This window comes from Aquiflexum sp. TKW24L (assembly GCF_023502205.1).
In the GTDB taxonomy this organism is placed as follows: domain Bacteria; phylum Bacteroidota; class Bacteroidia; order Cytophagales; family Cyclobacteriaceae; genus Cognataquiflexum.
Genome location: NZ_JAMFLG010000001.1, coordinates 122,419 through 146,349, shown reverse-complemented (window position 1 = coordinate 146,349; position 23,931 = coordinate 122,419). Strand labels below are relative to the sequence as shown.

The 23,931-nt window shown below is 40.7% G+C and carries 22 protein-coding genes and 1 tRNA gene; 14 read left to right on the top strand and 9 right to left on the bottom strand.

Features of this window, described 5'->3' with window-relative positions:
- Positions 1-158 precede the first annotated feature (158 nt).
- Complete coding sequence (locus M3O96_RS00620; RefSeq protein WP_249717605.1) at positions 159-2,516, top strand: ABC transporter permease; 2,358 nt, start codon at positions 159-161, stop codon at positions 2,514-2,516.
- A 429-nt stretch (positions 2,517-2,945) separates the two neighbouring features.
- Positions 2,946-3,608, top strand: a complete 663-nt coding sequence (locus tag M3O96_RS00615) for a hypothetical protein (protein WP_249717603.1) — start codon at positions 2,946-2,948, stop codon at positions 3,606-3,608.
- A 260-nt stretch (positions 3,609-3,868) separates the two neighbouring features.
- On the opposite strand, the gene M3O96_RS00610 is transcribed toward M3O96_RS00615, so the two are convergent.
- A complete protein-coding gene (locus tag M3O96_RS00610; RefSeq protein ID WP_249717600.1) occupies positions 3,869-4,576 on the bottom strand; it encodes a class I SAM-dependent methyltransferase in 708 nt (235 codons plus the stop codon).
- Between the two features lie 606 nt (positions 4,577-5,182).
- Between M3O96_RS00610 and M3O96_RS00605 the strand changes: the two genes are divergently transcribed.
- Positions 5,183-7,579, top strand: coding sequence for an ABC transporter permease (locus tag M3O96_RS00605; RefSeq protein ID WP_249717597.1), 2,397 nt, complete (start codon positions 5,183-5,185; stop codon positions 7,577-7,579).
- Between the two features lie 126 nt (positions 7,580-7,705).
- Here M3O96_RS00605 and M3O96_RS00600 read toward each other — a convergent pair whose 3' ends face one another.
- Positions 7,706-8,380 carry a hypothetical protein gene (locus tag M3O96_RS00600; protein WP_249717594.1) on the bottom strand — a complete coding sequence of 225 codons (675 nt, stop codon included), beginning with the start codon at positions 8,378-8,380 and terminating at the stop codon, positions 7,706-7,708.
- Positions 8,381-8,783: 403 nt separating this feature from the next.
- Between M3O96_RS00600 and M3O96_RS00595 the strand changes: the two genes are divergently transcribed.
- From M3O96_RS00595 to M3O96_RS00585, 3 genes are all read left to right on the top strand, one after another.
- Positions 8,784-9,458, top strand: a complete 675-nt coding sequence (locus M3O96_RS00595) for an ABC transporter ATP-binding protein (protein ID WP_249717591.1) — start codon at positions 8,784-8,786, stop codon at positions 9,456-9,458.
- Between the two features lies 1 nt (position 9,459).
- Complete coding sequence (locus M3O96_RS00590; protein WP_249717589.1) at positions 9,460-10,791, top strand: TolC family protein; 1,332 nt, start codon at positions 9,460-9,462, stop codon at positions 10,789-10,791.
- A 125-nt stretch (positions 10,792-10,916) separates the two neighbouring features.
- Positions 10,917-11,171, top strand: coding sequence for an NAD(P)-dependent oxidoreductase (locus tag M3O96_RS00585; RefSeq protein ID WP_249717587.1), 255 nt, complete (start codon positions 10,917-10,919; stop codon positions 11,169-11,171).
- A gap of 189 nt (positions 11,172-11,360) precedes the next feature.
- On the opposite strand, the gene M3O96_RS00580 is transcribed toward M3O96_RS00585, so the two are convergent.
- Both M3O96_RS00580 and M3O96_RS00575 read right to left on the bottom strand, forming a co-directional pair.
- Positions 11,361-11,897: a hypothetical protein gene (locus M3O96_RS00580; RefSeq protein WP_249717586.1), complete on the bottom strand. Its 537-nt coding sequence runs from the start codon at positions 11,895-11,897 to the stop codon at positions 11,361-11,363.
- Between the two features lie 265 nt (positions 11,898-12,162).
- Positions 12,163-13,125, bottom strand: a complete 963-nt coding sequence (locus M3O96_RS00575) for a calcium/sodium antiporter (RefSeq protein WP_249717584.1) — start codon at positions 13,123-13,125, stop codon at positions 12,163-12,165.
- 141 nt (positions 13,126-13,266) lie between these two features.
- Here M3O96_RS00575 and M3O96_RS00570 point away from each other — a divergent pair, with 141 nt between their 5' ends.
- A complete protein-coding gene (locus M3O96_RS00570) occupies positions 13,267-13,614 on the top strand; it encodes a hypothetical protein (protein ID WP_249717582.1) in 348 nt (115 codons plus the stop codon).
- Positions 13,615-13,742: 128 nt separating this feature from the next.
- The gene (locus M3O96_RS00565) at positions 13,743-14,264 is read left to right on the top strand and encodes a hypothetical protein (protein WP_249717580.1); all 522 of its coding nucleotides are present in this window, start codon (positions 13,743-13,745) and stop codon (positions 14,262-14,264) included.
- 72 nt (positions 14,265-14,336) lie between these two features.
- Here the strand turns inward: M3O96_RS00565 and M3O96_RS00560 are convergent, their stop codons facing one another.
- From M3O96_RS00560 to M3O96_RS00550, 3 genes are all read right to left on the bottom strand, one after another.
- The gene (locus M3O96_RS00560) at positions 14,337-15,266 is read right to left on the bottom strand and encodes a DMT family transporter (RefSeq protein WP_249717575.1); all 930 of its coding nucleotides are present in this window, start codon (positions 15,264-15,266) and stop codon (positions 14,337-14,339) included.
- Positions 15,267-15,337: 71 nt separating this feature from the next.
- The gene (locus tag M3O96_RS00555; RefSeq protein ID WP_249717572.1) at positions 15,338-16,456 is read right to left on the bottom strand and encodes a site-2 protease family protein; all 1,119 of its coding nucleotides are present in this window, start codon (positions 16,454-16,456) and stop codon (positions 15,338-15,340) included.
- Positions 16,446-17,078 (bottom strand): HAD family hydrolase, encoded by a 633-nt coding sequence (locus M3O96_RS00550; RefSeq protein WP_249717568.1) that lies wholly within the window; start codon positions 17,076-17,078, stop codon positions 16,446-16,448. Before M3O96_RS00550 ends, M3O96_RS00555 begins: the two co-directional genes overlap by 11 nt.
- A gap of 283 nt (positions 17,079-17,361) precedes the next feature.
- On the opposite strand from M3O96_RS00550, the gene M3O96_RS00545 reads away from it, so the two are divergent.
- Together M3O96_RS00545 and M3O96_RS22165 are read left to right on the top strand one after the other, a co-directional pair.
- Positions 17,362-17,435: transfer RNA gene (locus M3O96_RS00545), tRNA-Ile, on the top strand.
- 41 nt (positions 17,436-17,476) lie between these two features.
- On the top strand, positions 17,477-17,629 hold the full coding sequence (locus tag M3O96_RS22165) for a GIY-YIG nuclease family protein (RefSeq protein WP_502798888.1): 153 nt from the start codon (positions 17,477-17,479) through the stop codon (positions 17,627-17,629).
- 302 nt (positions 17,630-17,931) lie between these two features.
- Here M3O96_RS22165 and mnmA read toward each other — a convergent pair whose 3' ends face one another.
- Both mnmA and M3O96_RS00535 read right to left on the bottom strand, forming a co-directional pair.
- Positions 17,932-19,143: a tRNA 2-thiouridine(34) synthase MnmA gene (gene mnmA / locus M3O96_RS00540; RefSeq protein WP_249717563.1), complete on the bottom strand. Its 1,212-nt coding sequence runs from the start codon at positions 19,141-19,143 to the stop codon at positions 17,932-17,934.
- Between the two features lie 94 nt (positions 19,144-19,237).
- A complete protein-coding gene (locus M3O96_RS00535; RefSeq protein ID WP_249717560.1) occupies positions 19,238-19,975 on the bottom strand; it encodes an NYN domain-containing protein in 738 nt (245 codons plus the stop codon).
- 167 nt (positions 19,976-20,142) lie between these two features.
- Here M3O96_RS00535 and M3O96_RS00530 point away from each other — a divergent pair, with 167 nt between their 5' ends.
- The 4 genes from M3O96_RS00530 to M3O96_RS00515 all read left to right on the top strand — a co-directional run bounded on the left by M3O96_RS00530 (position 20,143) and on the right by M3O96_RS00515 (position 23,829).
- On the top strand, positions 20,143-21,234 hold the full coding sequence (locus M3O96_RS00530) for a 6-phosphofructokinase (RefSeq protein ID WP_249717557.1): 1,092 nt from the start codon (positions 20,143-20,145) through the stop codon (positions 21,232-21,234).
- Between the two features lie 12 nt (positions 21,235-21,246).
- Entirely contained in the window at positions 21,247-21,690 is a 444-nt protein-coding gene (locus tag M3O96_RS00525) for a DinB family protein (RefSeq protein ID WP_249717554.1), read from the top strand.
- A gap of 111 nt (positions 21,691-21,801) precedes the next feature.
- Positions 21,802-22,353 (top strand): NADPH-dependent FMN reductase, encoded by a 552-nt coding sequence (locus tag M3O96_RS00520; protein ID WP_249717552.1) that lies wholly within the window; start codon positions 21,802-21,804, stop codon positions 22,351-22,353.
- Between the two features lie 21 nt (positions 22,354-22,374).
- Positions 22,375-23,829: a sulfatase family protein gene (locus tag M3O96_RS00515; RefSeq protein ID WP_249717547.1), complete on the top strand. Its 1,455-nt coding sequence runs from the start codon at positions 22,375-22,377 to the stop codon at positions 23,827-23,829.
- Positions 23,830-23,931 lie beyond the last annotated feature (102 nt).

Here is a 23,931-nt window from a genome sequence, read left to right as displayed (position 1 = left end):
GTATTAAGTACCAAGTACGAAGCCCCGCAAACAACGCGGCAACAATGGTAACCTGACAACGCAAAGCGGACAACCATTACAACCACTAGAACAATTACAACAACAACCTTATAACTTTCCAACCTTCCAATCTTCCAATCTTTCAATCAATTAACCCCATGTGGAAAAACTATCTGAAAATCGCCTGGAGAAATATCCTGAGAAGTAAAGGATTTTCTATTATCAATATTGGAGGGCTTGGAATCGGGATTGCTGCCTCGGTCTTGATCCTGTTCTGGATCCAGTTTGAGCTTTCTATCGACAGGTTTTATGCCCATTCGGACAGGTTTTATGCGGTTTGGCGTAATACCACTATGGACGGTGAAGTGATGAGTTGGGATTATACGCCCGCACCTTATGGTCCTGCGATGAAGGATAAATTCCCCGAAGTGGAGGAAACCACAAGGCTTACAGAATGGGATCCGCATCTGTTGACTGTGGGATCAAATAGCTTCTATGAAAAAACCACTTTTGTAGATCCGGGCTTCTTTAAGCTGTTTACGTTTGAAGTAATTTCAGGAGATACAGAAGCTGCCTTGTCCGTTCCGGACGGTATTATCCTAACAAAATCTGTAGCAGAAAAACTTTTTGGTGAGGAGGATCCCATCGGTAAAACAGTTGTCATTGAAAAACAGCTTGATTTTCAAGTCATGGCAATTGTCCAAGATTTACCCCAAAACACAAATTTTGATTACACTGTTTTCCTCCCATTCAAAAAATTGGAGTCAATGGGATGGGCAGATCCTTATTGGGGCAATAATTCCTACCGTACTTTTGCGATGCTCGATGAAAATGCTGACTTAAAAGGTTTCAATGAGAAGTTTTCAGGTTTTACTTCCATGAATACTGAGGATAAAAATGTAAGTGATTTTTTGTTTCCCGTATCCGACCTGCATTTGTATTCCAAATTTGAAAATGGGGTTTCGGTAGGTGGACGGATCGAGCTGATCCGTTTGTTTGGCGGAGTTGCGATTATCGTTTTGTTGTTGGCCTGTATAAATTTTATCAACCTCAGCACTGCCCAAAGTGAAAATAGGGCAAAAGAAGTCGGTGTCAGGAAGATTTCCGGTGCTGATCGGGGAATGTTGGTTTGGCAGTTTTTGGTCGAATCAATCATGATCGCCTTGTTTGCTTATGGATTTGCCTTGACAATTGTGGCAATCACATTGCCATGGTTCAGTGATTTTATCGGAAAGGAACTTCAAAGTCCATTTACCCAACCTTTGTTTTGGATGATTTCTTTGGCCTATATTCTGGTCATCGGGATATTGGCCGGAAGTTATCCTGCTTTTTTTATGAGTTCCTTCAAGCCTACGGCTGTTTTCAAACTGAAGTTGAATGCCCGCAAATATTGGGTCAATCCACGTGCGGCATTGGTGGTTTTCCAATTCGCAGTGGTAGCTATTTTGATTTCGAGCGTTTGGATAATCCGGGATCAGATGGACCATGTCCAAAACAGGGATTTAGGATTCGAAAAGGAAAACCTGATTTACCATCAGGTTTCGGGAACAATGCGGGAAAACATGGTGGCTTTCCGCAATGAACTGTTGGCTCTGAAAGAGGTCAATTCCGTCAGTTATACTTTTTCTCCCATTACAGATCTGCACAGTGATACCAATATGATGAAATGGCAGGGCAAAGAGGATAGTTACATGCCAACGATGTTCCGGATGGGAACGGATGCGAACTTGGTCCAGACTGCCGGATTCGAACTGATTTCAGGTCGGGACATTGATGTATATACTTTCCAAAGCGACAGCAATGCGGTTTTGATCAATGAAACTGCTGCAAAGAGAATGGGGTTTGAGGATCCTTTAGGACAGGTGATACAGGATGATGACCTGAGTTTTACTGTCGTCGGGGTGGTAAAGGATTTTATTATGAGTTCACCTTTTGATGAGGTTTTACCGATTTTGGTTTTTGGGCCAAAGCGGGATTTGACTTTTATCCATGTCCGCCTTAATCCCAGGGAGGACTATACCGAGATGATGGCAAATGTTGCTGCCGTTTTTGCCAAGTTCAATCCGGGAGCTCCTTTTGACTACAACTTTGTGGATCAGGTACATGCCCGAAAGTTTGAATCCCAGAAGCGGACTGCTGAATTGGCAGGTTTGTTTACCGCGTTGGCAGTTCTGATTTCCTGCATGGGGCTTTTTGGATTGGCCACTTTCATTGTAGAGCAACGAAGAAAGGAAATCTCAGTCAGGAAAGTTTTAGGCGCTTCCATCCTTGGTTTGGTCAGGTTGATATCTTCCGAGTTTACAAAGTTGGTCCTGATTGCAGTATTGTTGGGAATACCGGTTACATGGTATTTTATGGATTCTTGGTTGGAAACCTTTGATTATAGAATCTCAATTGATTGGAAAATCTTCCTTTGGACAGCCTTGGCAGCTTTGGGGATTGCTTTTTTGACAGTCAGCTCGCAGGCAATAAAAACCGCTCTTATCAATCCTGCGAAGGTGCTGAAGAGTGAGTGAAAGAAAGGTTGGAAGTGGGAAGTATGAAGAAGTCAGAAGTATGAGGTCAGAAGTCTAAAAGCTTACAACTCCGGTTAACAGACATCCGGATAACGGGAAGCAGACAACCATCACATCCAAAAAGAACCTTTACGCAAGTCACCTGGTAAAAGAAAGTGATAAAATGTGGTGTTTCCTGCACAATAGCCAATTATGTAAAGTAAAATACCGAAGACTTGTCTTTAAAAAATGACTTTTTGACTTACTTAAATTAAGATTGAATCACTTTATTTTTTAATCATTCCCTGTTGACAGGAACTCGATATCATATTTTAGGCAGGCATTACCTGTTGACCTGATTTTTTATATAAACAAGATTCGATACAGCATAAAAATTGTTTTCATGGAAGTAACAACAGCAAAAAATTATCACATTTAAACAGTATTGTCATGGGACTTAAAGATATAATAAACACAGTCAAGGAAAAGATCGGGAATGTAAAAGATGCATTGACAGGGGAGGATGTCAAGGATAAATTTTTTTCTAGCCAAAATGAATTTGAAAATGAAGCCATTGCTGAAAGGGAATTTGAAAGGTCAAAGAAGAAGTTGTTCAGCGTTAATGAATGGTCCAATATGCCGGGAATAACCAGCTCATTTCAGCTTTACAAGTCTAAGGGGGAAATTAAGTTTACCAATGATCCGGAAGAGGGAGATTTTATAATGATCACGCTACCGGGCAAGTTGCCAGAAAACTGGGTTAAAATCATAGAAATAAAAGATTCAACCGACATCGCAGAATTTACCGTTAGTCCAAGTCCCCAGCCAAAAAGGACTAAACTAAATAGGAATGAGGAAGAAGATGAGACCGAACATTTTTTTACAAGCGACGCGACAAGCACTTTTATGATCAAAAGAGAAGGTTTGGTGATTTATGCCTATGAAATCGGTAAAGATGAGGCAATCAATAATCAAGGTGAAGAAGCGGCAGGAAGAAAATGGATAAATACCCTTATCGCAGCAGGCGGGTGGTTGGGATTCCAAAAAATACAATGGGAAAAACTCACCGATTATTTGGTGCATAACCTGGAATTGGAATCTTACAAATCTTAAAGATATTAGATTAAAGACATAAGACTTGGGGAATTCAGAATTATGAATTCAGAGGACGGATTCCCCAACTAGACAAAATTGACGAAGCGCAGAAGACAACCGAAAGACCCAAGGCAATGAAAGCCCAAGTCCGAAGACTTGAACTAAGGGATTCTCCAACCTGAAAACCTGATAACGCGAAGCAGACAACCATTACAACAACTAGAACGATTACAACTACTTAAACTGAGTTTCTTCGCTGCACCTAGAATGACGGACGCTCACTTCTTCTCAAAAACCAAAAAGTGCTGAATTTTCATAAACTGACCGTTTTGGACTAGGGTGAAGCCATTGGCTGACAACTCTTTGGTGACTTGATCGACAGTCATTTTATGGAGTCTTTTGATGGCGACTTTGGGGTCTTCTCCCCGGTATTCGATCAAAAGGAGTTTGCCGTCCGGTTTGAGGGATTTTTTGATGTTCTGCAGAACCTCATGCGGATATTCTAACTCATGGTACACGTCCACCATAATGGCGAGATCGATGGAATCATCGGGAAGCATAGGCGATTTCTCGGTTCCTTTGATCGTAACCACATTGTCAAAACCGAGTTCTTTGCTGCGCTCTTCAAGGTATTTGATCGCAGGATCCTGGATTTCGACGGCGTAGACCAAGCCTTCAGGTACTTTTTTGGCGATTCTGAAAGTGTAATATCCCGATCCCGCCCCGATATCTGCGACCACACTTTCTTTGTCAATGGGCAAGTTTTTGATTGCCAACTCTGTGTTTTCTTCCTGTGGACGGGTAGAGCGTTCCAGCCAACTCATACCCATAAAGTTCATGACCTGTGATATTTCCCTTCCCATATAGACTTTGCCAGTGCCGTCCCGGTCAGGGGTTTTATAGGTGTAAATGGCATTGGTTTTGGTTTGGCCAAAAAGGTAGGATACAGAGAAAAGGAGAAATATGGGAAGCAGTATTTTTTTCATGGCTCGAAGGGAATTCAGCAAAAGGAAATCTTAACAATATACCCAAAAAACACCTTTATCCTGTAATTGTTTTGACCGATACTGGACGAATACTGTTCGGATTCAAGGAAGGATTTAGATTGAAACCCATCCAGATGAAGTTGTAGCGAGGTTTTGACCTTTGGCATGTTTTTGGGCTTAAGTGATTCAAGCAACACAAAAACGGTTTTAATTTTCCTGAATCCTAAGCCAACTATTTTCAAGGACAATTAGAATGGATGTTTTGGACCAAGGTTTTCCGCCTCACAAACCGCAACGTTCTTTTCATAGAGGTATTTTAGTTTAGTCATATTGAGCAAGGTCAGGATTTTGTCCCGGCCTTGCTTTTTTTTTTGACCGTAGGCGAACATTAATGTCCGTGATTTTATGGATTTTCACCTCCAATCAGCGATTATTTACTGTTTTGGCAGTTTTTGGATTGGCATGGAAGTGGGAGGTTAGAAAGGATGATAATTAATTATTAATTCGGAATTCATAATTCTGAATTAACCAAGTCTCGTCTCTCGCTTTTCGGCTTTATTTTCTTTTGTCTTAAATCTTGTGTCTTAAATCTTATGTCTCCTTCATATGTGGAAAAACTACTTTAAAGTCTCCTTCAGAAATCTCTCCAAGCGGAAGCTGTATACAGGGATCAACATCCTTGGCCTGACGATTGCCATTGTCAGTTTTTTGGCGATCTCGCTCTACATCTACCACGAGTTGAGCTATGACAAGATGTACACCGACTCGGAAAGGATCTACAAGTTCAACCAGGAATTTATCTCCGGCGGGGAAACCCAATTGGTAGGGTCAACACCGTCCTTGCTCGTCCCGACTTTGATGGAAGAAGTGCCTGAAGTCGAAATCGGAACTTTGGTTTTTGACCTGAGTATTTTTTCATCCGTCATGGTGGATGTAGGAGAGGGAAATCAGGAGGAAAACAAGTTTGCCTTTGCAGATCAGAATTTCTTTAAGGTTTTTGATTTTGAGATGATTTCAGGAAATCCCAACCTTGTATTGGCAGAACCTAATCAGATTGTCTTGACCGAAAGCACTGCAAAAAGGTATTTCAAAAATTTCGGAGAGGCCATTGGCAAAACGCTGAAGATTGACGGAAAGGAATACCTTGTCACAGGCGTCATGCAGGATTTTCCTTCCAACAGCCATTTGGATTTTGACTTTATTGCCTCTTTTGCCACACACCGGCATGGGAAAAATCCCGAATGGTCACCCTCCAATTACTATTCGTATGCGAAGTTGACACCTGATGCCGACCTAACGGCTCTCACATCCAAACTGGATCAGATGGTCGAAAAATACATGGGTGAGGACATGAACAATTATGGCTTCAAGACCTCCTTTTTGTTCCAACCTGTCACTTCCATCCACCTTGGGGACAACCAACTCCAAACTGTCAAACCTACCTCAGACATCCGGCAACTCTATATCTTCGGCTTGGTAGCGGTTTTGTTGATTTTCATCGGGATCATCAATTATGTCAACCTTGCGACAGCAGAGGCTACCGAGAGAAACAAGGAAGTAGGTTTGCGAAAGGTAATGGGGGCTAGCAGGATGCAGCTTTTTGGTCAGTTTATTTCCGAATCCTTTATCCTCACCTTTTTCGGCTTGATGTTTAGCCTATTGGCATTGTATTTTATTGCACGGCCATTTGAAAACTTTTCCGGTGTGCCGCTTCAGTTGGATCTTTTGGCTTCTCCTGTCGGTATGGTAGCAATATTTGGACTGTTGCTGTTGATCGGGATTTTGTCGGGGATTTATCCTGCATTGATTCTTTCGGGCATGGAACCTCTGCGGGCGCTTGGCAAAAACATCAAGATCGGGGGAGGAGCTTGGCTTCGCAAAGGCCTTGTCGTATTCCAGTTTTTTGTATCCATTGGCTTGTTGGTGGCGACGCTGATCGTACAGCAGCAATTGGACTTTATGCGTAAAGTCAACCTTGGCTATGACAGAGAGGAAGTGGTGGCGCTGACCTATCACTATAACATGCGGGAAACCGTCGGAAGCCTCAAAAGCGAACTCCTGAGATCCGGCGCGGCACAATCCGTGACCTTGGCCGCAGACATGCCGATCTATATCAAGGCAGGATATAAGATCTTTCCAGGCTTTGGCAATGAGAAAGAAATGATGATAACGGGCTATTCTGTCGATCCGGATATCGTCAAAACCCTCGGATTTAATATAGTGGCAGGAGAGGATTTTGCTGCAGATGAATTGACAAGGACTGCTGCAAGGGATTCGGATATCGAACATGCAGTAATGCTAAATGAAGCCGCTGTGAAAGAACTGGGATGGACCAATGAAGAAGCTGTGGGCAAAAAATTGAATTTCGGTTCACCAACCTATGTCAAGGCCGTCGTCGCCGACTTCTACTTCAATTCCCTTCATCATCAGGTTGGTCCTTTGGCGATCATGGTCGATCCTGAGCAATCCAATGTGATTTTGGCAAAACTTCCAAAAGGAAATCCTGCTGAGCATTTGGCCAAAATGGAAGTGATTTGGAAGACCTTGGCTCCTGACCGGCCTTTCAATTATAAGTTTGTCGATCAGGAATATGCACGCATGTACAGCTCGGAAGAAAAAACCGGGACCATCTTCAGCCTTTTTGCAGGGATTGCCATCTTCATCGCCTGCATGGGATTGTTTGGATTGGTGTCTTATGTGGCCTTAAGAAGAACCAGAGAAATCAGCATCCGCAAAGTCTTGGGCGCAACTTCAGGAGATGTCCTGAAAGTACTTTCTGCGGATTTCTTCACCCTTTTGGGAATATCCTCGGTCTTGGCAGTAGGTTTTGGATTATGGTTTTCTAAGCAATGGTTGGAAGGTTTTGCCTACAAAATGGAGGTTTCACCCTTGGTCTATGTTGCAGCGATCTTGGTGGTGGCGCTGATTTCCTTTTTGACCATCGGCTACCGCACTATCAAAGTGAATCTGCAAAATCCGGCGAAGACGCTTAAGGACGAGTAGGGGAATTCTCAATGATGAATTAATAATGAGGAATGAAAAAGAAGCGATAGACAAGAAGCAAGAGGCGAGACGACCGAAATTAAGAATTCTAAATTAATAATGATGGATTAGAGTAAGAAAGAAGAATCAATCCTCTTCCTCCTCACTCTCCTCATAATCCCCTTCAAACTCATCCGCTATCAGGTCATCTTGGCTCAGCCAATATTCTGAAGTCAGAACTTTTAAGTTTGTTCCGTCTTTTGAATCCAAGTTCCAAAGGATAGACTCGGCTTCCGGAAAAGGAATATTTCCTGTCATCTTATCCCCAAAGAGTCTTTTGATCAGGTTGCTGTCCGAAAGTCCTTCATCCAATAATTTGAGCGCTGCTTCTTTGGTGATTTCTATCTTCCCGTCTTTGTCTTGCGGAGTAATGGTACACTCAAACTGACTTGCTTTGATGTTGGGGAACTTGCCGTTGAAGGCTTTGTACAGCAGTTGGTTGACGTGAAAGAGCGTGCCGTGTAGGCTGATCTCTGGATATTCCTCAGCGATCTTATCCAAGAGCATGTCGTTGGAGATCTGCTCGATCTGACCTTTGTTAAGGTCTTCGCTTAGTTTATACTCGAGCACAATCGCCGCGGCTTCGTTGGGTTCATAATCGGTAATAGCCATCATCAGTAGTTCTCTCAAAGAATCCTCGTCGGCGGCCCCGGCATCAGGAAACCCGAAAAGGTCTAAAAGTTGGATGTAATCAGCCGTGGACCAATATTCCTGAACCTCGTCTATGGTTTTGAATGAAGTAATTTTAATCTGAAATTTCATGTTTTTTGAATTTTGTATAAGTTAGGTGGTATTGTCGGACATGTAAGTGAATTTGTCATAAATCTAATTTTACCACTGAGGTTTCGCCAAAGCCGTAAAGAGAATTATTATCTTACAACTGAGGTCACAGAGAGCACAGAGAAAAGGGGTTTAATTTTTTCCTGCAGAAAGACGCAGATAACGCTCTATCGTCCGCATGCGAACAAAAATGTTCGAAACTTTAAATTGATTTTTTTCAAAAAACGCCCTTATTCGAACAATAATGAGCTTTTTTTATGGCATAGGATTGGGTTAAGGGGAAATGAGAAAAGTTTGGAGGCAATTCCATTCTTTACAACCCATTCAGTCTAGTTTCTTATATCTCAAATCTCAAATCTCAAGTCTCACATCTCACGTCTATAAAATGATTCAACTCAACCACATTGACAAATTCATCGAATCGCGTTTTCAGCGGGTTTTTATATTGAAAGGAATTGACCTGACGATTGATCAGGGGGAATTCCTCACCTTGATGGGACCTTCCGGTGTAGGCAAATCCACTTTGCTCAATATCATCGGATTGTTGGATGAAGATTATGAAGGGGAATATTCCTTTGATAAAAGGTCAATCAACAAAATGAAATCTAAAGAGCGCTCTGCTCTACATAAATCTGAATTCGGATATATCTTCCAAGCATACCACCTGATCGATGAACTGACGGTGTATGAAAATATTGAAACGCCACTTTTGTATAGGAATGTTTCCGGGAGTGAACGAAAAAGCATCATCGCTGACCTTTTGGACAGGTTCAATATGGTCGCCAAAAAGGACCTTTTCCCCGAACAACTTTCAGGTGGTCAGCAGCAACTTGTAGGTATCGCAAGGGCAATTGCCGGCAAACCACGGGTTCTGTTGGCGGATGAACCCACTGGAAACCTCCATTCTGCACAGGCAAAAGAGATCATGGAAGTATTTAAAGAACTGAACAAAGAAGGAACAACAATCATCCAAGCCACCCATTCCCGTGAGAATGCCGATTTTGGAACCCGCTTGATTGAAATGCTCGATGGAAAAATTGACAAAGACATTGCCATATAACATGAATAAAATACTCATCACCGCTTTGATATTGATGGCTTTCATTTCAGAATTGAAAGCACAGGATACCTTGAAAATCAATTTCCGTGAGGCTGTTCAGCTAGGCTTGAAGCAAAATCTTTCCTTTAACCAACTCAATAACCAACAGCAGGTTTTGAAAACGGAAAAGCAGGCGGCACAAATGGCACATTTGCCAAACCTGAATATCAGTAACAGCGGATTCCGGCAAACCGGTCAGCAATACCAGCAAGTGGAAGACCAATTGATTGTGACCAATGTTTCAAACAACATCATTACTTCCAACCTGAATACAGCCATGCCGATATACAACGGAGGCAGGAGGATCAACAATACCCAGGCGACAAGGTTTTTTGAGGAAGCAGGAGAAAACAGCATCCAAAGGGCTTCTCAAGAGGTGATGTTTAATATTGGCAGGCAGTACTTGCAGGTGTTGTTGGATGAAGAATTGTACAGAATTGCGCTCGAAAACCTTGAAAACCAAAAGAAACAGTTGGAGCAGATCGAGGGATTTGTTCAGGCTGGTTTGAGGACATTATCAGACCAATATAACCAACAATCGGAAGTCGCTAGGTTAGAAACGGTAGCATTGAATGCCAAAATCCAGTGGGAAACCGATGCTTGGACTTTGGCAGAAACCCTTCAATTGGGACCAAATATCATTCCAGATTTGGAAGCAGTCAGTTTTGTACCGGGACAAAGTGAATACCTTAGCATGTCATTGGACGATTTGTACAATATCGCATTGCAGCAAAGAAAGGATTTCAAACAACAGGAACTATTGGAAGCGGGTAACAAAAAACTACTAGCAGTATCAAGGTCATTTATGTACCCTCAAGTCAATGCGTTTTTCAATTACAGTACCTTCTTTACCTCTCTGGATGATAGAAGTATTTCCCAACAACTTTGGCAGGTATATCCCCAGCAAACCATCGGTGTGTCATTGAACATTCCGATATTTAATAATTTCAACAACAAGCTGACAGTTACCAGAAGTAAGGTTGATTACCATAACCAACAGCTCGAGAAATCAGCATTGGAAAGGCGTATTTCGCAGGAAATCAAATTGGCCTATGAAAATTACAAAGCAAGCATCAAGAGAGAAGAAGCCACTAAGCTACAGGTTGCAGCTGCGGAGGAAGCCCAAAAGGCAATTTCCGAGCGCTTCAGACTTGGTGTCAGTAATTTTGTCGACCTCGCCACTGCCAATCAACAACTCGTCACCGGTCAATCAGACTACGCCCAAGCGCTGTACATGCTGTTCTTTCAAGAGGTGATATTGAATTATCAACTGGGGGTGTTGGCGGTGGAGTAAAAGGAGAATTCTTTTGGTTTGGTTTGGGATAAATCAGGAAAAAAAAGATTTCTATTTTTTCCATGCAACTTTTTAAATCTAAATATCATCTACTGGGTTGAAGACATTTTTCAAATCCCAGCTATATGTTTCCAAAAAATCGAATTCTTCTGCTAGGTGCTTCAGGCCGTACAGGTTCAGAAGTACTCCAATATGCATTGTCTAAAGGTTATCAAGTCAATGCGTTGGTTAGGGATAGCAAAAGAATACCATTCGAGCACCATAGACTTCAGGTATTTGAGGGGGACACCCGTATTCCCAAAGATTTGAATTTTGCGATGGAAAACTGTCAAGCTGTGATCAGTTGCCTAAACATTTCGAGAAAATCTGATTTCCCTTAGGCACCGCTGATATCCGCTTGGGGGTGGGGGGACAACTCTACTTTTTCCAAAAAATGGGTTGGATTTACTCAGTCATCTGCCGAACGGGTTTGTACCATATCTGGCCTGTGATGTTAGGTGTCTTCCCGCTTTTAACCAGTTTGAAAAAGAATAATTGGTTATTGGTAAAGGTCTGGGGAACCGCCGGATCTATTGGGCAATTTTAAGTCCTCCCTTTTCGGAGAAATACAGAGCATCTACCATATTATGCGCCTCGAAGTTGACTGTGACTTTGTTTTCCTCAGTTGATTTGGAAAAGAATTTCCAAATCGGTTTCGGTAAGTGGGGATTTATAAAAAATCCCATTACAGCGCCGCTAATTGCACCCAATACGGTTATGGTATGAATCCCAAACAGCAAACTAGTATTAACAAACTCACCATCAATCAACATAAAAATACCTACTCCGAGTCCAGATACTATTAGACCGATGATAGCTCCATTCCTGAGACCTTTCAAAGATTCGCTCATAACCTCATCTCCTTTAGGAAAATGATTGGGTGTTGGATTTGGAACAAGATTGCCCATATCCGGGGGATAAATTTCAATTTCATTAAGTTCATATCCACGATCCAGTATCATGGAAATGGCTTCTTTTGATTCTCTATGGTTATTAAAAACTCCAAACACTGATCCTGAGGGGATGGAATTGGGGTCTGATTTTTCTGATCCGATTATATATTTCATATGCTTATTATTCTAACTAATGAATAAGCAAAATTTGCATATTTTCAATAAAGTATGTTATACTACCAACATTTAATCTTGTGCTTTTTACGGTTTTCATTCAACACCCAAATTCGAATCACCTGTTGTTCAGGAGCCCAAAATCATCTAAAAACTCCTTTGGGTATTGTTCACCAATATCAAAACATCCAATCCAAATTGATAATCGAGTAAAACTGTCAATTACTTCCATAAAACTGATTTCTTTGAGGATAAAGATTTTGGATTACCATTCCAAAATCAATGCCGTCAAATACACAATGTACAATACCAACATGACTCCACCTTCCCATCTTTCGAGTTTCCTCCCTTTTCCGGTAAATAGAAAAAGAAACAGGAGCAAACCGGCAAGGATATTCATGTAAATGTCAATGAAGTTTGGTTCAGCGATCGATACAGGATTGACAATGGAGGAGATGCCTAATACAAAGAATATGTTGAAAATGTTTGAACCGACTACATTACCGATGGCGATGTCCACTTTCTTTTTTCTGACGGCTGCAATAGAGGTAGCAAGTTCCGGCAAGGATGTTCCGATGGATACTATGGTCAAACCGATCAGTCTTTGTGACAACCCGAATTCAACTGCCAATGAAACAGCATTGTCCACGATGAGTTTTCCCCCTAACACAAGTCCTGCGAGACCTACAACAATCCACAATATGGCAATACCTGTCGACATTTTTTGGATTTCTATTGAATCTTGAATTCCGCCGGGTTGCTTGGACACCATGATATTATATACTAGAAAAACACTGAAAAACAAGAGCATGATCACTCCATCTCCAAATGAAATCAGATTGGTATTTCCGGCATTGAATAGATAATCATTAGCAACAATCAATACTACCAAAGCGGCCAAAAAACTCAAGGGAATTTCGATCCAAGTAGTATTGGATTTGACAGCCAAGGGATAGATTAAAGAGGAGATACCCAATATGCCCAAAACGTTAAAAATATTACTTCCAAGGACATTACCCATGACCATTTCGGAAGAGCCGCTAGCCGAAGCGAATACGTTGACCACTAATTCTGGGGCAGAAGTTCCAAATGCGACAACCGTCAATCCTATGACAATATTGGGAATTCCAAAATTTGCAGCAAGTCCGGAAGCAGCATCGACCAATTTGTCAGCACCGTAGATTAGGATTACAAATCCGATCAATAACAAGACAATAGATAGTATCATAGGGTTGAATTTTGCCGAAAGATATGCTGGATTTATAGATGTTTATTTTTCGGGTCGGTTTATTTTTTTATTCAAATTATTAGCAGGTTATTTGATGTGTCAAAATGGAATCTGCAAATTTCCACGCAGATTGACGAATACATGAAATCCCAGATTAAGAATTTTCTATCCGTTTTTTTGGTAGCAGTTATCGGCATAGCCGGTATCAGCAATCCTTATTTTTTCGACGATAGGATAGAAAACAACCGATATGAAATTTCAGATTCTAATTTAATTTCAGGGTTTGACCAGGGACTTGAATTAACCTCAACCAAAATAAGTGTTCCTGTATTCAACGCGTTGGATACAGTTTTTGATTTTATCAGTAATGCTTCGAGTTTACAGTTAAATATTGTTGAATCTGGTTTTTTAAAAGCCTTTTGGCCTGATAAGGTCAAATCCTTTTTTTGTGTTTACACTTTATTGTTCCCATTTCATTATTTCTGGTAATTTTTCTAGAAGCTGATTTCATTCATCCTTACTTGAAATCAAACCCTTCTGACTTCCTGATTTGTATTTGATACAAATTACGGACAGCAGTTTTCTTCTATTTCCAAATACTTAAAATAAACAACATCATGTTTGATATCGAACCTGTATCATTGGTCATTTCCATGGTACTAATCCTTTTATTTTCAGCACCTTTTGTGATCTACAAACGGAACCAATCACAAAAAATTAAATCCCAAAATTTATTTATAGAGCAGTTGGCTAGCGGTTCCAATCTAAAATTTGACGAATCCGACAATTGGAGAGACCTTTATTTCATCGGTTTTGATTCCGGTAGGAAAAATTTGGTTTACATCAAATTTGGACCTGAGAAAACAGTACATCACATCGATCTTTCCAAAGCTACTGATATCCTATTGGTCAAAGTGGAAAGATCCATAACTATGGATGGTAAACCTGTAAATGTGATTGATGGCTTGACCTTGAAAATCGAAACTTATGACGAAAAAAGAGACGTAATATCACTGGAATTTTATGATAGCGAATTATTCTCTGACAATATGGGTGAATTGCCTTTGATCCAAAAATGGGAAAAAATTGTGAAGCCAATCGTAAAAGCAAACCATCCGCACTTAAGAAAGGTGTCTTGATATAGGATTCTTGTGTATTGAAAGAAAATGCCTGCAGTTAGAAATAAGCTGTTGGCATTTTTTTTGAATTTTTCAGTGTTTTGGCTTTGTCCCCAGCGTAAGCAAAAAGATGGTAATCAAAATAAAAACAGTTCCTAACCAATCCATGGCACCAAACGGAACATTCAGCCATACCACCGCCACCGCTGCCGCAGAGAGGGGTTCTACCGAACAGAGCAAACTAGCTGTCTGTGCTCCAATGATGGTGACCGAGGTAAGAAAAAAATAAAAAGCTATTACGCTTCCAAATAAAATGATGTATGCAAATGCCGACCAAGTTCCAACATCCCAAGTACCGTGAAAATCCAATGGTTTGCTGATAAAAGAAAAGGCGATGCCGCCGATCAGCATTCCCCAGCCTGTGATTGTAGCAGCGGAATATTTTCTTAATAACCTGATAGGTTGAATGGTATAAAAAGCCAAAGCAAAAGCAGACAGGATTCCCCAAAAGAGTGCTTTTTCTGAAATGACAAGTTGCTTGAAACTCCCATGTGTAACTAGAAGAAATGTACCGGTAAGGGCAAAAACCAATGAAGCATATTCTACTAAAATCGGCCAACGCCTGTGGTGAATTGCAAAAAAAGCCACAACAATCAAAGGGCCTATGTATTGCAAGACAGTTGCTGTGGCTGCATTGGACAGATTGATACTATAGAAATAAGTGTATTGAACAGCCACCATTCCAAAGATGCTGAATAGCAACAACTGTAGTGCGTCTTTGGGGGTTTTCCAGATTTTGAAGGCATCGGTGTTTTTTTTGCTAATAGTAAAAGTCATCAAGATAATCCCTGCCAATAATAACCTCCAGCAGACAAGCCAAGCGGGATTGATACCTTTCTGTTCAAAGAGATATTGTGCACAGGTACCGGAAACTCCCCAAAATACCGCTGATGAAAGAGCCATGGCAAATCCTTTAATGGATTTGCGGGTTGCAATATTTACAGGAAAAGAGGGTGAGATCATACAGAAATTTAAAACCCGAAAATAATGAATTGGAAATGAATTTGGTAGGGGAGGTCAAGCAAAATGATCGATTAGCTTATCTGAAATGGCTGGGGAGTAAAACAAAGCAAAAAGATAATTATGCTTACCCATCCCAATATTTTTCTAGAAATATCTAATTGCTTTAAGCCAGAAACCTCAGGGTGTTCCAATCCCATGACCCTTCCCAAAAGAAAAGCAAACAATAACCATCCGCTATATCCTTGTAAAGTGGGGAAAGCATGTACCAGCGCATACTGAACAGAGGCAATCACCAATATTACCATCCATTTGGTTTGATTGTCCATTATTTGGGAACGGCTAAAGCAGAAATATAAAAAACCGATGTACAATGGAATACTGAAGATAAGCCTATCAATACTTTGATAAGGACTGATGGAACCCAATCCTGCATAAAAGACAAAAGCGATATAGAAAACCAACGAGATTTGTTTGTGATGTTTGGGAAAAAGGCCAAAAACCACATGACCTCCGTCCAACTGTCCGATCGGAAGTAAATTCAAAGCTGTAAAAAACAAAGCCAAATAACCAGCGAAAATGTAAGGGTAATGGATGATTTCAGACATGTTGGGCATTTTCTCCGGTTCTGCCAACAATTTTTCCATTCCAAAAAACAATAAGTTATAGCCCATTTCCAGATTGAGATAACCCTCCTCAGCGGAATGACCTTTGAATTCAGGATCAAGATATTCAGGATGAATTTCATAGATATATTCAGCAGGGGGCAAATTGGTAAAACCATACCAAAGCACGCCAAATGCAATGATGAAGCCCGCAATCGGCCCTGCGACTCCAACATCAAAATATTTTTTCCTTGCATTGATATGGCTCTTCATTTTGATGATTGCTCCAAAAGTCCCAATGGACGGGGCGCCTAAAAACCCCAACCATCCCGGAAGAAAATACGGCATGGATGTCTTGACTTTATAGTGAATTGATGTGAAAAAATGACCCATTTCATGGATAAGAAGAATACCAATAAAAGGTATTGAAAAATGCATGGATTTAAAGAAGTATTCCCAAGTCAATGCATATTCTCCGCTGGCCAAAATTGATTTTCCGAAAAGCCATTCTGCCCCTGCAAGGGTGGTAGCTATGAGTGTCAGGATAAAAAGTGAGATGTGAATTAAGTATTCTTTTTTAGTATACATTCTCAAAGAATTGGATTAGCCCTCTAGGATGTGTGATTTGAAAAGTTTGTAATCCAACTCTATTCGCGCCATCTAGGTTTACAGATAAATCATCAAAAAACAGTATCCTCTCAGGATCAACGTTAATTTCATTCAAGACAGCCTTATAAATTGCTTCATCGGGTTTTGCTAGACCCATTTCGTGACTAAGAAAAATTCGGTCACAGAGGTCAAAAATAGATTTCTCACCTGTTTGATCTTGCAAAAGTTTATCAAATTTCTCAATATGGATTTCGTTGGTATTGCTGAGGATAGCCGTTCCAAAGTCTCTTCGTAGTTTTTTCAAAAGTTCAATCCTTTCGGTCGGGATATCCTGAAGAAGGCTGTTCCATACATGGTCAACCTGTTCATCCGACCAATCCTCTTGATATAGGCTCCTCACTTCGTTCCTGAACTGGGCAGAATTAATCAATCCCTTCTCATAATCCTTATTAAAGGCCGAAGGGAAAAATATATCCGTAAGTCTATGCTTGGCTTCAGGTAGGATTTTTTTCAACTCATTGATACTGAAACTATAATCAATATCAATGATTACATTGCCTAAATCGAAGATCAAAAAATCGATATTCTCCAGTTTTTTCATTTGCCCTCAGGTTGTAAATTTAAAACCAAATATGTAACATTGCACTCCCATTTGCAAGGTAGTTTTCAAAAATCGCTTTCAGATATTGGGCCTATAGCTCTACACGATAGGAATCGGTAGGTTAGAGCAACTGACTCTCCCGATGGCTATCGGGACAGAAGGTGCAAAAAGAAAAGGAATAAATTGGGCCTATAGCTCTACACGATAGGAATCGGTAGGTTAGAGCAACTGACTCTCCCGATGGCTATCGGGACAGAAGGTGCAAAAAGAAAAGGAATAAATTGGGCCTATAGCTCATTCGGTTAGAGCAACTGACTCATAATCAGTAGGTGCTTGGTTCGATTCCAAGTGGGCCCACAAACCGCTTAGATTTCTAATCGGTTTTTTAGTTTTTGAAGATGGATAGTTTTTTTGTTTACATTCTATACTCGAAAAGTCTTGAAAGATTCTACACTGGGGTAACCACACTATCCATCGAAGAAAGACTTGAAAACCATATCCAAAAAAAATATGGAAATCTAAATTTTACTCAAAAGGCAGAGGATTGGTAAACTTTTCATTTTATCCAATGCAATGATTTCTCACAGGCAAGGAAAATCGAAATCCACATCAAAAAAATGAAGTCCAAATTTTATATCCAAAATCTTAAATCATATCCCGAACTCGTGAGCAAATTGCTTACTAAATTTACGAGCAACTGACTCCCCCGAAGGCTTTCGGGGCATTAGGTGCTTGCCCGCGATAGCTATCGGGGCGATTCCAGGTGGGCCCACAAAAAGCCACTCAATATAATTGAGTGGCTTTTTCATAACCGTTCTTACCGAATGGCTTTTCTATTTTTCTGAATTAGATCTCAAAATATCACCCCCGACCCAATACTTTCATTGCCATCATACCAAGCTATAAATTGACCGGAGGCAACCCCCCGCTGTGCTTCGTCGAAAAGGATATACAAACCATTTTCTTTCATCAGATAGGTTGCCCATGATAGTGGCTGTCTGTAGCGGATCCTGGATAGGTATCTTCTAGATTCTCCAATTTCCATTTTGAGGTCTTCTCGGATCCAATGGATTTCATCTTTTGGAACAAATAGCCCAAATCTGTTCAATCCCGGATGATCTTCTCCCAAACCTGTGTAGATCACGTTTTCTTTCGTATCTGTTGCGATGACAAAAAGCGGCTTGCCTGTTCCACCCACTTGAAGTCCTTTACGCTGTCCAACAGTAAAGTAATGTGCACCGTTGTGCTCACCTAATTTCTTTCCCTGTTCAGGATTGTATTTGATAGGAAGGCAAATAGACTCCAAGGTCTCCATATCAAAATCTTCCTGATCAATGCCTTCAGGAATTTTTCTTTCATTGTAGATTGGCAAGTCCTCCGGAATGACTACAATGGCTCCCTTTTTAGGTTGCAATTGCTGTTGAAGAAAATCTGGAAGTCGTACTTTTCCAATAAAGCAAAGTCCTTGGCTGTCTTTTTTGTCAGCAGTGATCAGGTTTTGTTCTTTGGCGATTTTTCGGACTTCAGATTTTTGGAGATGACCGATTGGAAATAATGCTTTTGAAAGCTGTTCCTGATTGAGTTGGCAGAGGAAGTAACTTTGGTCTTTGCCATTGTCAGCACCGGCTAGCAATCTATAAACCGGTTTTCCATCTACTAAAATTTCATCTTTTTGGCAATAATGCCCGGTTGCCACAAAATCTGCTTTGAGTTTTTGGGCAGCTTTTAGAAAAATATCGAATTTGATTTCTCTGTTGCAAAGAATGTCAGGATTGGGAGTTCGGCCTGCTTTGTATTCGGCAAACATGTAATCCACGATACGGTCTTTGTATTCTTCGCTGAGGTCGATAGCTTGAAAAGGAATGCCGAGCTTTTCGGCTACAAGCATGGCATCTGTACTGTCTTCCATCCATGGGCATTCGTTGGATATGGTGACAGATTCATCGTGCCAGTTTTTCATAAACATGCCGATGACTTCGTAACCTTGTTCTTTGAGGAGGTATGCTGCGACGGAGGAGTCTACGCCGCCCGATAGGCCGACGACTACCCTTTTTTTGTTTTCCATTGTTTTGAAATTATTCATGGGGTCAAGGTCCATGAGGTTTCACATTGATTGACCAACACATAAAGGTTGGATTTTGGTTCGCGAATTTATCAGGTCAGGATTTATTTCTTATATAAATCAGTTTCGTCTTCCCTTTGATGTTTTCCCGGTGATCGATTTCAAATGCAGGAATGGATTTGACCAAAGGGGTGAGTTTTTGGAAACCGTAATTCCGAGCATCAAAGTTAGGTTGTTTTTTCTGAAGCAAATTTCCAACATCTCCTAAAAAAGCCCAACCTTCATCATCAGCAAGATCTGAAATGGTGGCAGCAATCAGCCTGATTAATTTGGGATTGATCTTATCCACCTGCGGTGCTGGGATGGCTTTATCTTTAAGCCCAACAGTTTCCTCAACTTGCTTTTGAAGAATTTCCAGGTAGATAAATTTGTCACATGCAACAATGAACGGTTCTGGGGTTTTCTTTTCCCCCATCCCGATGACTACCATTCCTGCTTCTCTTAATCTTGTCGCCAGTTTGGTAAAATCACTGTCACTTGATACTATACAGAAGCCATTGACCTTTTCGGAATACAGGATATCCATCGCATCGATGATCATGGCCGAATCGGTGGCGTTTTTTCCTGAGGTATAGCCATACTGCTGCATCGGATTGATGGCATTTTCGAGCAGCACGTTTTTCCATTTTACCAATTGAGGTTTGGTCCAGTCCCCATAGATCCTTTTGATGGTGGGATTTCCATATTTGGCTATTTCTTCCATCATTTCCTTGACCTGTCCCGCAGGAACGTTGTCTGCATCAATGAGAACGGCTATTTTGATATCAGTTTGCATGTGAAAAGATGTAATTTAAAAATCAATAATCCTTATGATAAAGGTAGGAAAAACCTTTGGGTAAATTGATTGAATGACATTTTGTAATATTTACCTGCTGCTTATATCCATGTTTGAGCGTGTAATTTCGTAAGTTGCATCTTTCTAATTAAGCATTTTATCTAATCATGAAAAAACTTTTAATAGCAACGGGAGGCGGAGATTGCCCCGGACTGAATGCCGTCATCAGAGGCGTCTTCAAAGCAGCAAAGAAAAATAAAGAATGGGAAGTGTATGGTTGTAAGGAAGCATTTAATGGCGTTTACACTGACCCTCCACAGATTATCAAATTGAATAAAAAAATTGTTGCAGGAATTCACGTCAAAGGCGGTACAATCCTCAAAACGACCAATAAGGCAGATCCTTTGCATTTTCCTGTCAAAGATGAAAATGGCAATGTTACATTTATTGACAAGACCAATGTCTTGGCTGACCGCATCAAGGAGCTTGGTTTTGATGCAGTGATCAATATAGGAGGAGATGGGTCTCAGAAAATCTCCCAAGCGCTTTTCAATCACGGAGTGGACATCGTGGGAGTACCAAAGACAATTGATAATGATTTGTCAGCGACTGACATGACTTTTGGTTTTCAGACAGCAGTGCAGATTGCTTCAGATAGTTTGGATAAGTTGGTGACCACTGCCGAATCGCATCACCGTGTCATGATTATGGAAGTGATGGGTAGGGATGCAGGATGGATTGCGTTGCATACTGCGATATCGGGTGGAGCGGAAATATGTCTGATCCCGGAAATACCTTACGACATACAAAAACTAGTCGAAAAGATAGAGTCTAGGTATGATAATGGAAGGGGTTTCGTAATCATCGTCATTGCAGAAGGGGCAAAAGCAAAAGAAGGAACTATTGTCTCCCAAGATGGTGATAAAGGTTCAAGGCATGTGAGGTTAGGAGGCGTAGCCTACCAATTGTCACAACAACTTAAAGATGCTGGTGTGACTGCCGAAATCAGAGAGACGGTTTTGGGACACGTCCAAAGGGGAGGAACACCTTCTGCCTTTGACCGGATTTTGGCCTCTTTGTTTGGTGTAAAAGCTTTTGAAATGGTAGCCAATGGTGATTTTGGCAAAATGGTTTCTTTCAAAAACAATGATTTCGTGGCTGTTCCATTAGAGGATGCAACTAAGGAATATAATTTTGTAAGGAAGGACAGTTTTATTGTCAAAGGAGCAAAAGGACTTGGAATTACATTTGGAGACTAAACATATTCAAACATGAAAGCTGTACTTATCCATCTATTTGACCGTGATTTGAGGAATTTGAAAAAAGAGCTGAACACCTACTCCATTGAGGAGAATATCTGGAAAGTTTCAGGGAATATCAGTAATTCAACAGGTACTTTAGTACTTCATTTGGTGGGAAATCTCAATCATTTTATCGGGACAGTGATGGGTAACTCGGGTTATGTGAGAGATCGGGAAGCTGAATTTGAACGGAGAAATGTACCGAGGCAAGAGATGTTGGATCAAATTGACAGTACCATTGAGGTGGTGATGAAAGCTATTTTGGAGTTTCCCGAAGATAGGTTTTCCAATACCTATCCACACCTTGTTTTCAATGAACCGATGACCTATGAATACTTCATGTTTCATTTGGTGAGCCACTTGAATTATCATTTGGGACAGGTCAATTACCATAGAAGGCTATTGGATGTTTGAAGTCGGGAAGGACGGAAGCCGGAAGTCCGGGACATTTTGTTCTCAATCCCCGGATATATTGAATAATCAAATCTTTAAAAAGGATAACAGCAAGAGTTTAAAAATAAGTAGATGAAAAATATAGTATTGATTTCAGGAAGTCCTCGGAAGAATTCGGTTTCCTTTAGGATTGCAACACATCTTCTGAAAAGATTGGAGAAAAATGAAGACCTGAAAATTGAGTTTTTAGATATGAAGGAATTTTCTCTACCACCTGTCCAAAAGGTTTGGATGAATTTGGAGGATGTTCCTGCTGGTTATCATGACCTATACAAAACCATGGATCATGCACATGGTTTTATTATTGTATCTCCGGAATATAATGGTGCCTATTCCGCTACTATGAAAAACCTTCTTGACCATTTTGCGAAACCGATTTACAAGCAAAAGGCATTTGGAATTGTAACTGGATCTACAGGAATGATGGGAGGAATGCGGGCTGCGCAGCAACTTGTTCAATTGTCAGTCGCACTTTTCGGGATTGTTTCACCGACTCTATTGGTAACTCCTCAGATGGATAAAAAATTTGAAGAAAACGGGGAGTTATTGGATGGGACGTTTGAAAAACCGATCGAGAGATTTTTGGAAGATTATCTTTGGTTGGTGGAAAGATTGGATAAATAGTTGACAGTCTTGGGAAAATTTATGAATAACCTCATTTCAATTCAAAGGCTGATTTTAACCATAGTTTTTATCCTCAAAATTGGTTTTCCGACCATATTATCGGGTGCTGATTTGGTTAAAAAAACCGATGAGAAAAAACCCAATGTTGTTTTGATTTTTGTGGATGACATGGGCTATGGGGATTTGGGAACTTATGGTTCAGATATTCCTACTCCTAATCTTGACCAAATGGCAAAGGAAGGGGTCAAATTCACCAATTTCTATGTGGCACAGGCTGTTTGCTCTGCTTCGAGAGCGGCGTTGTTGACAGGGACATATTCGAACAGACTTGGTATCCACGGTGCACTTGACCATACTGCAAAGCATGGATTGAATCCTGAGGAGACAACCATTGCAGAGATGTTGAAGCCATTGGGATATCAGACAGGTATGTATGGCAAATGGCATTTGGGTCATCATCCTGAGTTTTTGCCGACAAATCAGGGCTTTGATGAATATTACGGCATTCCCTATTCCAATGACATGTGGCCCAATCATCCACAGTCAAAAAATTACTATCCGCCGCTTCCATTGTATCAAAATGACAAAGTGGTCGACACCATTTTTTCAGATCAGAGTTTGCTGACCACCATGTTTACCGAAAAGGCTGTAGACTTTATTCAGCGAAACAAAGAGCATCCATTTTTCCTTTACCTGGCGCACCCAATGCCCCATGTGCCGCTTTTTGTTTCTGATAAGTTTAAAGGGAAATCCCCAAAAGGACTTTATGGTGATGTCATTATGGAAATTGATTGGTCAGTAGGGGAAGTCATGAAAGCTTTGAAAGAAAATGGTTTGGAGGAAAATACACTTGTTATCTTTCTATCAGACAATGGTCCTTGGCTTTCCTATTCTGGGCATTCGGGTTCGGCCGGTGCTCTCAAAGAAGGAAAAGGAACTTCTTGGGACGGCGGTGTCAAAGTTCCGGCGATCATGAAGTGGAAAGGGCGGATTTTTGCACCTTTGATTCAGGAAAATCCCGCTATGAGTATTGACATATTGCCAACAATTGCGCAGATCACCGGAGCTGATTTACCTAAACTGCCGATTGATGGGAAAAGTATTCTTTCAATGATGAGGGATGCAAACGCCTCATCAGAGAAAGATGCTTACTTTATTTATTACAACAGGAATGAACTTCAGGCTGTGGTCATGGGAGATTGGAAACTTTATTTTCCACATCAATACAGAAGTATCGCTCCAGATCAAGATTTTCGAAATGATGGAAACCCAATTGATTACCACATGATTCAATTGAAAGAAATGGAGCTTTATCATATTCCGACCGATCCATCAGAAACCAAAAATGTGCTTTCCAAAAATCCTGAAATTGTAATAAAAATGAAAGAATTGGCAGAAAAAGCGCGGCAAGACATGGGTGATGCGCTTCAAAATCGGGAGGGACAAAACAATAGAGTACCCGGAAAAGTCAATTGATGCTTTGCAATTAAAAAATTTTTATATTTTTGGTTTCTTTAAAGCCAAATGTTTTCAGCTTATTCACCCGAAAAAGCAATCTTTGGTTAAATAATAAAATTT